This is a genomic window from Micromonospora sp. I033 (assembly GCF_053890995.1).
This window is the reverse complement of the sequence record NZ_JBSSLX010000212.1, coordinates 1-9820: the sequence shown is the minus strand read 5'-3', so window position 1 is coordinate 9820 and position 9820 is coordinate 1. Positions and strand designations below refer to the sequence as shown.

Annotated in this window: 9 protein-coding genes; 8 read left to right on the top strand and 1 reads right to left on the bottom strand. The window is 72.3% G+C overall.

Annotation, left to right across the window (positions count from 1 at the left end; translation table 11 throughout):
- Positions 1-216 precede the first annotated feature (216 nt).
- The 7 genes from rpsB (at position 217) to ACW0Q9_RS25580 (ending at position 7764) form a co-directional block, all read left to right on the top strand.
- Positions 217-1065, top strand: a complete 849-nt coding sequence (gene rpsB, locus ACW0Q9_RS25610) for a 30S ribosomal protein S2 (RefSeq protein ID WP_456185514.1) — start codon at positions 217-219, stop codon at positions 1063-1065.
- 134 nt (positions 1066-1199) lie between these two features.
- Positions 1200-2027, top strand: coding sequence for a translation elongation factor Ts (gene tsf / locus ACW0Q9_RS25605; protein WP_456185512.1), 828 nt, complete (start codon positions 1200-1202; stop codon positions 2025-2027).
- Between the two features lie 165 nt (positions 2028-2192).
- The gene (gene pyrH / locus ACW0Q9_RS25600; protein ID WP_091268664.1) at positions 2193-2960 is read left to right on the top strand and encodes a UMP kinase; all 768 of its coding nucleotides are present in this window, start codon (positions 2193-2195) and stop codon (positions 2958-2960) included.
- An 86-nt stretch (positions 2961-3046) separates the two neighbouring features.
- Entirely contained in the window at positions 3047-3604 is a 558-nt protein-coding gene (gene frr, locus ACW0Q9_RS25595) for a ribosome recycling factor (RefSeq protein ID WP_091268662.1), read from the top strand.
- Positions 3605-3862: 258 nt separating this feature from the next.
- Complete coding sequence (locus tag ACW0Q9_RS25590) at positions 3863-5368, top strand: phosphatidate cytidylyltransferase (protein ID WP_456185510.1); 1506 nt, start codon at positions 3863-3865, stop codon at positions 5366-5368.
- A gap of 104 nt (positions 5369-5472) precedes the next feature.
- Complete coding sequence (gene rlmN / locus ACW0Q9_RS25585; RefSeq protein ID WP_456185508.1) at positions 5473-6618, top strand: 23S rRNA (adenine(2503)-C(2))-methyltransferase RlmN; 1146 nt, start codon at positions 5473-5475, stop codon at positions 6616-6618.
- A gap of 30 nt (positions 6619-6648) precedes the next feature.
- Positions 6649-7764 (top strand): DivIVA domain-containing protein, encoded by a 1116-nt coding sequence (locus ACW0Q9_RS25580; RefSeq protein ID WP_456185506.1) that lies wholly within the window; start codon positions 6649-6651, stop codon positions 7762-7764.
- Between the two features lie 76 nt (positions 7765-7840).
- Here the strand turns inward: ACW0Q9_RS25580 and ACW0Q9_RS25575 are convergent, their stop codons facing one another.
- On the bottom strand, positions 7841-8065 hold the full coding sequence (locus tag ACW0Q9_RS25575) for a DUF2631 domain-containing protein (RefSeq protein ID WP_456185504.1): 225 nt from the start codon (positions 8063-8065) through the stop codon (positions 7841-7843).
- A 233-nt stretch (positions 8066-8298) separates the two neighbouring features.
- Between ACW0Q9_RS25575 and ACW0Q9_RS25570 the strand changes: the two genes are divergently transcribed.
- On the top strand, positions 8299-9820 hold a 1522-nt coding region (locus tag ACW0Q9_RS25570; protein ID WP_456185502.1), incomplete at its 3' end, for a Rieske 2Fe-2S domain-containing protein.

Below are 9820 nucleotides of genomic sequence, written 5' to 3'. Positions count from 1 at the left end.
AACCCCGGGACCGGGGGGAGGAGAAGGGGCGTACACTGGTCGACTGGCGACCGCCTCGCGCGGTCGACCTCGCGCGCCCTCTCCACGGACCTCTCGTGGGGCGACGGCCTCCCTGGTCCCGATCATGATCGGGCCCACCCTGGCCGGCGACCGGGCGCCAGGCGTCCGGCCGCCGGCCGGACGGGACAACCAGGGATGAACAGGGAGTAACCCACCATGGCCGTCGTGACCATGCGTCAGCTGCTGGAGAGCGGTGTCCACTTCGGGCACCAGACCCGGCGCTGGAACCCGAAGATGAAGCGCTTCATCTTCACCGAGCGCAACGGTATCTACATCATCGACCTGCGCCAGACCCTCGACTACATCGAGAAGGCGTACGACTTCGTGCGCACCACGGTGGCCGGGGGCGGCAGCATCCTCTTCGTCGGCACCAAGAAGCAGGCCCAGGAGGCCATCGCCGAGCAGGCGACCCGGGTCGGCCAGCCGTACGTGAACCACCGCTGGCTCGGCGGCATGCTGACCAACTTCCAGACGGTGTACAAGCGGCTCCAGCGCATGAAGGAGCTGGAGGCCCTGGGTGACCTGAGCGGCACCGCCGCCGGCTACACCAAGAAGGAGACCCTCCAGCTCTCCCGCGAGAAGGAGAAGCTGTCCAAGACCCTCGGTGGTCTGCGCGACATGCAGAAGCTCCCGGCCGCGGTCTGGATCGTCGACACCAAGAAGGAGCACATCGCCGTCGACGAGGCCCGCAAGCTGGGCATCCCGGTGATCGCCGTGCTCGACACCAACTGCGACCCGGACGAGGTCGACTTCCCGATCCCGGGCAACGACGACGCGATCCGCTCGGCCGAGCTGCTGACCAAGGTCGTCGCCGCCGCCGTCGCCGACGGTCTGATTGCCCGCTCCGGCCGCGGCCGTGGCGCCGACGAGAAGCCCGAGCCGGGCCAGGTCGGCGCCGACGAGCCGCTGGCCGAGTGGGAGCGCGAGCTGCTCGAGGAGCCGAAGAAGGCCGACGAGCAGCCGGCGACCGCCGCCGAGCAGCCGGCGACCGCCGCCGCGGAGTGATCTCGCCGTCGCGTCCCCACCGTCCGATTTCGCGGCCGGTGGGGCGCGACGGGTACGCCGGGCAGAACCGGGCCGGATCCGGGTAACCGGCAGCCAGACCATCCAACGCAGTCTCAAACACCGAAGAGAGAGTCATGTCCAACTTCACCGCCGCGGACGTCAAGAAGCTCCGCGACCTCACCGGCGCCGGCATGATGGACTCCAAGAAGGCGCTGACCGAGGCCGAGGGCGACTTCGACAAGGCCATCGAGATCCTGCGCGTCAAGGGCGCCAAGGACGTCGGCAAGCGGGCCGGTCGCACGGCCGCCAACGGCCTCATCGCCCACGCCGGCCAGGCGCTGCTCGAGCTCAACTGCGAGACCGACTTCGTCGCCAAGAACGACGCCTTCATCGCGTTGGCCCAGCAGCTGGTCGAGCACGGTGTGGCCAGCGGCGCGAGCAACGCCGAGGAGCTGCTCGCCAGCACCATCGACGGCAAGAGCGTGGCCGACCTGATCCAGGAGCAGTCCGCCAAGATCGGCGAGAAGCTGGTGCTCAACCGCTTCGCCAAGCTCGACGGCACCACCGCGGTCTACCTGCACCGCAAGAGCCAGGACCTGCCCCCGGCGGTCGGCGTGCTGGTGCAGTTCTCCGGCAAGGCGGACGAGGCGGCCGACGCGGACGCCCGCGGTGTGGCCATGCAGATCGCCGCCATGCGGCCGAAGTACCTGACCCGCGACGAGGTTCCGGCCGAGACCGTCGAGTCGGAGCGGCGCATCGCCGAGCAGACCGCCCGCGAGGAGAACAAGCCCGAGGCGGCGCTGCCGAAGATCGTCGAGGGCCGGGTCAACGCCTTCTTCAAGGACTTCGTCCTGATGGAGCAGGCGTCGGTCGCCGACAACAAGAAGACGGTGAAGCAGCTGCTGGCCGAGGCCGGCATCGAGGTCACCCGCTTCGTGCGGTTCGAGGTCGGCCAGGCCTGAGCCGCCGCACCGGGCGCATGACGCGCCCGGGCGAAGGGAAAACGTCGACGAGGAGGCCGCCGGTGTACGTGACAGGCACCGCGGCCTCCTCGTCACATAGGGTCTGCAGCGGCAGGTACGCGGTACGCGGCGCCCACGAGGTGCGCGACGGAAGGGGCGGGGCGGATGACGCAGGTTGTGAGTGACCGGAGCCTGGCGGCGGATGATCCGACCGCCCCGCCGCCCGGTCGGGCCCGCCGGGTGGTGCTGAAGCTCTCCGGTGAGGTCTTCGGTGGCGGCGCGATCGGCGTCGACCCCGACGTCGTGCAGGCCATCGCCCGGCAGATCGCCACCGTGGTGCGGCGCGGCGTGCAGGTCTCCGTGGTGGTCGGCGGCGGCAACTTCTTCCGCGGCGCGGAGCTGCAGAAGCGCGGCATGGACCGGGCCCGCGCCGACTACATGGGCATGCTCGGCACGGTGATGAACTGCCTGGCCCTCCAGGACTTCCTGGAGAAGGAGGGCATCGAGACCCGGGTGCAGAGCGCGATCACCATGGCCCAGGTGGCCGAGCCGTACATTCCGCTGCGGGCGATCCGGCACCTGGAGAAGGGACGCGTGGTCATCTTCGGCGCGGGCGCCGGGATGCCCTACTTCTCCACCGACACGGTGGCCGCCCAGCGGGCGCTGGAGATCCGCGCCGACGTGGTGCTGATGAGCAAGAACGGTGTGGACGCGGTCTACACCGCCGACCCCCGGATCGACCCCACCGCGAGCAAGCTCGACTCGATCACCTTCTCCGAGGTGCTGCGCCGCAACCTGCGGGTGGCCGACGCCGCGGCGTTCAGCCTCTGCATGGAGAACGGCCTGCCGATGCTGGTCTTCGGCGCCCAGGGCGACGACACGATCGTCCGTGCCGTCGGCGGTGAGAAGATCGGCACGCTGATCACCGCCTGACCGGCCCCGCCGAGCCGGCAGCGGTCCTCCGACCCAGCAGCACCCGCACAGCCCACGACGACCGACAGAAGGAGGCGAGGAGACCGGTGATCGACGACACCCTCCTCGAGGCAGAGGAGAAGATGGAGCGTGCCATCGAGCACGCCAAGGAGGAGTTCGGCGGGATCCGCACCGGCCGCGCCAACGCCGCGATGTTCTCCCGGATCGTCATCGACTACTACGGCAGCCCGACCCCGCTGCCGCAGATGGCGTCCATCGCCGTGCCGGAGCCGCGCATGGTGATCATCAAGCCGTACGACAACTCGCAGATCAACGCCATGGAGAAGGCGATCCGCGACTCGGACCTCGGGGTGAACCCGAACAACGAGGGCAACCAGCTGCGCATCGTGCTCCCGCAGATGACCGAGGAGCGGCGCCGCGAGATGATCAAGGTGGCCCGGCACAAGGGCGAGGAGGCCAAGGTCGCCGTCCGCAACATCCGCCGCAAGGGCAAGGAAGAGCTGGACCGCCTGGTCAAGGACGGCGAGGTCGGCGAGGACGAGGGCCGGCGCGCGGAGAAGGAGCTGGACGACCTGACCCAGCGCTTCGTCGCCACCGTCGACGAGCTGGTCAAGCACAAGGAGAACGAGCTGCTCGAGGTCTGAGCGCCCGGATTCCCGCCACGGCACCGGTGTGCCGCCGCCCGGCACGGGTGGCGGCCCGGTGCCGTCGTCGTGCCGGGCAGCGTCCGCCGTGCGGGCTTCCCGGGTGCAGTAGGCTCGGCACGATTCCCGCCCACCACCGGGTGAACGGCGGGGATCCGCCGGCCGTCGGGCCGGTCAGAACCGGAACTGCTCGCGGCTGTAGGGGATGGTCTTGGTCTTGCGTCATGTGGTGGCTCCCGTACCGCCTGCCGGTGCGTGATGTCCCACCCCGACCCCTACGGCAACGCCGAGCCGCGCGGCTGGGACCGCCCGGCGCCCTCGCTGCCCTGGCCGGAGACCGACCTGGAGCCCGGGCCCTGGCGCCGGCCGGGCGCCGGCCCCGAGGCGTACACGCGTCCGCCCGGCCGCCCCGCCGCCACCGACCCGTACGCCCGACCGGGTGGCGGCTACGACGGCCCGCGCGGCGGCCGCCCGTACGACGGACCCCCGCCCGCTGAGCGGGGCTGGCGCGACGAGCCGGCGCCCCGCGGCCCCGGCCACCTGGACGCCGGTCCCGGCGGTCGCCGGCCGACCCGGGGCGCGGAGCGCGACCCGTGGGAGCGCGACCCGCACCAGCCGGGCTACGGCCCTGACCCGCGCGACCCGGGCTACGGCCCTGACCCGCGCGAGACGGGCTACGGCCGCGAGGCGGGCTACGGCCCCGACCCGCGCGAGACGGGCTACGGCCGCGACCCGGGCTACGGCCCCGACCCGCGGGAGCGCGGATTCGGCCGGCCGGACGACGAGTACCCGACCGCCCAGATCGCCCCGGTGCGGGACGAACCCACCAGCCAACTGCCGGTCGTGCGGGACGAGCCCGCCGCGGAACCCGAGCCGCCGGGCGGCCGCCGGTCACGGGGCCGGCGGCGGGCCAGCACGGACCGTCCCCCGACCGCCCAGCCGAAGACCTCCAAGGCGGGCCGCAACCTGCCGGCCGCGATCGGCGTCGGCCTGGCCCTGGGCGCGGCGATCGTGGTGCCGCTCTTCTTCTACCTGCCGGCGTTCCTCGCCGTGGTCGCCGCCGCGGTGGCGATCGGCTGCTGGGAGATGGCCCGCGCGGTACGCCGCAGCGGCGCCCACCCGCCGCTGGTGCCGCTGATGGCCGGTGGCGTGATCACCGTCGGGCTGGCCTGGTTCGCCGGCCCGGACGCGCTCTGCCTCGGCCTGCTGGTCACCGTGCTGGGCACGATGATCTGGCGGCTGGGCGACGGTCCCGGCAACTACCAGCGCGACCTCACCGCGGCCACCCTGATCGCGGTCTACGTGCCCTTCCTCGGCGGTTTCGCGGCGATGCTGGCGGCGGCCCCCGACGACGGGCACCTGCGGGTGCTGGTCACCCTGGTCGCGGTGGTGCTCTCCGACACCGGCGGCTACGCGGCCGGCGTCGCCTTCGGCAAGCACCCGATGGCCCCCACCATCAGCCCGAAGAAGTCGTGGGAGGGCTTCGCCGGCTCGGTGACCGCGGCCGCCGCGGGCAGCGCCCTGCTGCTCTGGCTGCTGCTCGACGTGGCCCCCGGGTGGGGCGCGCTGTTCGGGGTGGCGATCTCCGGCGCGGCGGTGCTCGGCGACCTCGCCGAGTCCATGATCAAGCGCGACCTCGGGGTCAAGGACATGAGCAACCTGCTCCCCGGGCACGGCGGCCTGATGGACCGGCTCGACTCGATCCTGTTCGCGGTGCCGACCGCGTACCTGCTGCTGGCGGTCTTCGTGCCGATGGCGGGCTGAGGCGTGAATCACGTGGGTGGCGCCGCCCCGGCCGGCCGGCCGGGGCCGATTCGGCACCCACGGACAGGTGCGCCCCGCGTTCGGCGTGTCAGACTGGACGCGCCATGACGAGCCTCCCGCTGATCTCCGTAGACCCCGACGCCCGCGGCCGCCGGCCCGCGATGCCGCCCCGTCACCTCGCCGACCTGGACCTGCCGGGCCGGCAGGCGCTCGTCACCGAGCTGGGGGAGCCGGCGTTCCGCGCCAAGCAGGTCTCGAACCACTACTTCGGCCGCCTGGTCCGCGACCCGGGGCAGATGACCGACCTTCCGGCGGCGACCCGGGAGCGGCTGGCGGGCACCCTGCTGCCCACCCTGCTCAACCCGGTGCGCGAGCTGGCCTGCGACGACGGCGCCACCCGCAAGGCGCTCTGGCGGCTGCACGACGGCTCGCTGGTGGAGAGCGTGCTGATGGGCTACCCGGACCGGGTCACCGTCTGCATCTCCAGCCAGGCGGGCTGCGGCATGGCCTGCCCGTTCTGCGCCACCGGCCAGGCCGGGCTGACCCGCAACCTCTCCACCGCCGAGATCGTCGACCAGGCCGTCTACCTGGCCGGGGTGGCCGCCTCGGGGGCGGTGGCCGGCTCCCCGCCGCGCCTGTCGCACGTGGTGTTCATGGGCATGGGCGAGCCGCTGGCCAACTACTCGCGGGTGGTGGCGGCGATCCGCCGGCTGGTCGCTCCGGCCCCGGAGGGGCTCGGCCTGTCGCAGCGGCACATCACCGTTTCCACGGTCGGCCTGGTTCCGGCCATCCGCCGACTGGCCAGCGAAGACCTCTCAGTGACTCTTGCGTTGTCGCTGCACGCCCCCGATGATGAGCTGCGCGACGAACTCGTGCCGGTCAACCAGCGCTGGAAGGTGTCCGAGGTGCTGGACGCGGCGTGGGACTACGCGGACACGACGGGGCGTCGCGTGTCCATCGAATACGCGATGATCAAGGACGTGAACGACCAGCCGTGGAGAGCCGATCTGCTCGGGCGGCTGCTGGCCGGCAAGCTGGCCCACGTGAACCTGATCCCGCTCAACCCGACTCCGGGCAGCCGCTGGGACGCCAGCCCGAAGCCGGTCGAGCGGGAGTTCGTCCGGCGGTTGCGCGACGCCGGGGTGTCCACGACGGTGCGGGACACCCGGGGTCGCGAGATCGACGGGGCGTGTGGGCAGCTCGCCGCCGCCGAGGACAGGGACAGCGACCCACGCGCCGCAACGGCGTGACGGCGTAGCGGTACGAGACCAGGAGACATAGTGGCGAGTCAGGGTCAGCGTTTCCGGCGTAAGGCGCTCCGCCGGGGATACAAGGTCGACGAGGTGGACGCCTTCCTGGACCGGGTGGAGGCGACGCTCGCCGGCCAGCCGGTCGGCGCGCCCGTGGCCTCCCAGGAGGTCCACGACGTCGTCTTCCGGGTCCGCTTCAACGGCTACGACGAGTGGCAGGTCGACCTGCACCTCGATCGGGTCGAGCGGCAGCTCGCCGAGCTGGAGGAGCGCGGTGGCGCCCCCGGCGGGCGGGGTGGCGACCCCCGGATGGCCGACCGGCTCGGCCCGCCGATGCGCGACGACCGCGGCCTCTCGCCGGTGCCGCAGCCCCCGATGCCGCCGCGCCCGATGCCCGCGCAGGCCGGTCCGCCCGCCGACCGCTACGGCAACCGCTACGACGAGCCGACCGGCGCCTTCGCCGGCGGGTACGACGGGCCGCGCGGCGGCTACGACGCACCCCGCGGCCCGGGCGGCCCCGGCCCGATGGGCCCGGGCGCCCCGATGGGCCACGGCGGCCCGCCGTCCCGCGGCCTGCCCCCCGGCCCGAGCGGCTACGGCCAGGACGAGCGGTTCGACGGCTTCGAGGCCGGCCGGCACGGCCACGCCGACATGACCGCCGAGTTCCGGATGCCCGAGCGGGAGCTGCGCGACCCGCGCGGCCGTGGCCCGGCCGGCCCGCCGCCGCTGCCGCAGCAGGGCTACGGCCCGGACCAGGGCTACGGCGGCCCGGAGCAGGGTTACGGCGGTCCGGAGCAGGGTTACGGCGGCGGCCCCGGGGTGTCCGGCCCGCCGATGGCCGGCCCGCCGGCCGCCGGCCCGCCCATGGTCGGCCCGCCGATGGCCGGCCCGCCCGGCAGCGACCTCTACCGGGTGGACCAGATCCGCCGCAGCTTCCAGGTGCGCCGGTTCGGCAGCGGGTACGACCCGGACCAGGTCGACCGGTTCTTCGAGACGCTGCTCGGCGGCATGCAGGGCCGCAACCCGATGCCGGTGAACCCGAAGGACCTGGACACCCTGCGCTTCGGGCTGGTGCCCGGTGGCTACTTCGAGGCCGAGGTCGACGCCGCGCTCAAGGACGTGCAGGACATCCTGCTCGGCCGCTGAGGCCGCCCACGATGACGAAGGGCCCGCCCCCCGATGGGGGGCGGGCCCTCGTGCGTACCGGTCGAGCGCGTGCCGGTCAGGACCGCAGGCCGTTGCGGCGCAGCACCGCGTCGCCGATGACGATGGCCAGCAGCAGCGCCGCGAGCCCGAAGAGGTAGATGTTCTCCACGTTGCCCTCGTGGTTGCCGCAGAGCGCCATGAGCACCAACACCGCCGCCGACAGCACCGCCCCGATCCGTCCGGACTTGCGGTGCCCCGGCCGGTGCTGATCGGGCGCGGTTACCGGCTCACTTCCTGCCACTGTCGGTCCTTCCCTCGCGATCGGATCTCCGGTTAGTCTGGCACGCCCCGTGGCGGCCCTGATGCGGGGTCCGCACTGATCGGGGCGCCCGGATCCCGGGCCCGCCCGACGGCCCGGGCCGGTGGACCCGTCCGGCCGGGGCGGAAGGCCACTACCGGCGTCGCGGAACGGTGACCACACTGCCTCCGGTAGCGTCGTGACGTACGCCTGATGTCTTTTTGAGGGGGACTGCGGTGCGAGTGACCGGTACGGGCCATGCCAGCATGCGGATCGACACGGCCGCGGGCAGCATCCTGTGCGACCCGTGGGTCAATCCCGCCTACTTCGCCTCCTGGTTCCCCTTCCCGGACAACTCCCAGCTCGACTGGGCGACCCTCGGCCAGTGCGACTACCTGTACGTGTCGCACCTGCACCGGGACCACTTCGACGCCAGGCACCTGCGGGACCACATCTCCAAGGACGCCACGGTCCTGCTCCCCGAGTTCCCCACCTCGGAGATGGAGGACGAGCTGCGGGAGCTGGGCTTCACCAAGTTCCTCAAGGCCCCGAACGAGCAGGTCGTGGAGCTGCCGGGCGGCCTGAAGATCATGATCCAGGCGCTGACCAGTCCCACCGACGGCCCGATCGGCGACTCCTCGCTCTGGGTCGAGTACGACGGGGTGCGGCTGCTCAACCAGAACGACGCCCGCCCGACCGACCTGAGCGTCTTCGCCGAGCTGGGCCACGTGCACGCCCACCTGCTCCAGTTCTCCGGCGCGATCTGGTACCCGATGGTCTACGAGCTGCCCCAGGCGGCGAAGACCGCGTTCGGCAAGCAGAAGCGCGACCGGCAGTTCGACCGCACCTGGCGCTACATCGACGACCTGAAGGCCGACCACGTCTTCCCGATCGCCGGACCGCCCTGCTTCCTCGACGACGAGCTGTTCCAGTTCAACGACATCTTCGGCGACGAGGGGAACATCTTCCCCGACCAGTCCGTCTTCCTGTCCGAGTACGCCAAGGTCGGTGGCACCAACGGCATCGTGCTGCTGCCCGGCAGCGTCGCCGAGGTCACCACCGAGGGCGCGACCACCACCCACCCCGTGCCGGTGGAGGAGTTCTTCGCGAACAAGCGGGCCCACCTGGAGGAGATGCGGGAGCGCAAGCGTCCGATCATCGAGGCGGAGAAGGCGTCCTGGCGGCACCCCGAGGTGGACGTGCTCGGCGAGATGAAGCGCCGGATCGAGCCGCTGCTGGACGAGTCGATCTACCTGGCCAAGGGCGTCGGCGGCCCGGTCCGCTTCGACCTGGTCGGCTACGACGGCGAGAGCGTCGAGTCGATCGTGGTGGACTTCCCGGGCAAGGAGGTCCGGCCGTACGCGGACGAGAAGGTCCGCTACCGGTTCCGGACCGAGCGGGCGCTGGTCGAGCACCTGCTGCACATCGGCGAGGTGGACTGGGTCAACTCGCTCTTCCTCTCCTGCCGCTTCTCGGCGGCCCGGATCGGCCAGTACAACGAGTTCGTCTACGCGTTCTTCAAGTGCCTCTCCGAGGAGCGCCTCCAGTACGCCGAGGGCTGGTACGACGAGCACGAGCGGGCCGTCGACGCCGAGGACATCACCCTCGACGGCTGGGTGGTGCAGCGCCGCTGCCCGCACCTCAAGGCGGACCTGAGCCGGTTCGGCATCGTCGACGGCGACCAGCTCACCTGCCAGCTGCACGGGTGGAAGTTCGACCTGTCCAGCGGCCGCTGCCTCACCAGCGTCGGCCACAAGA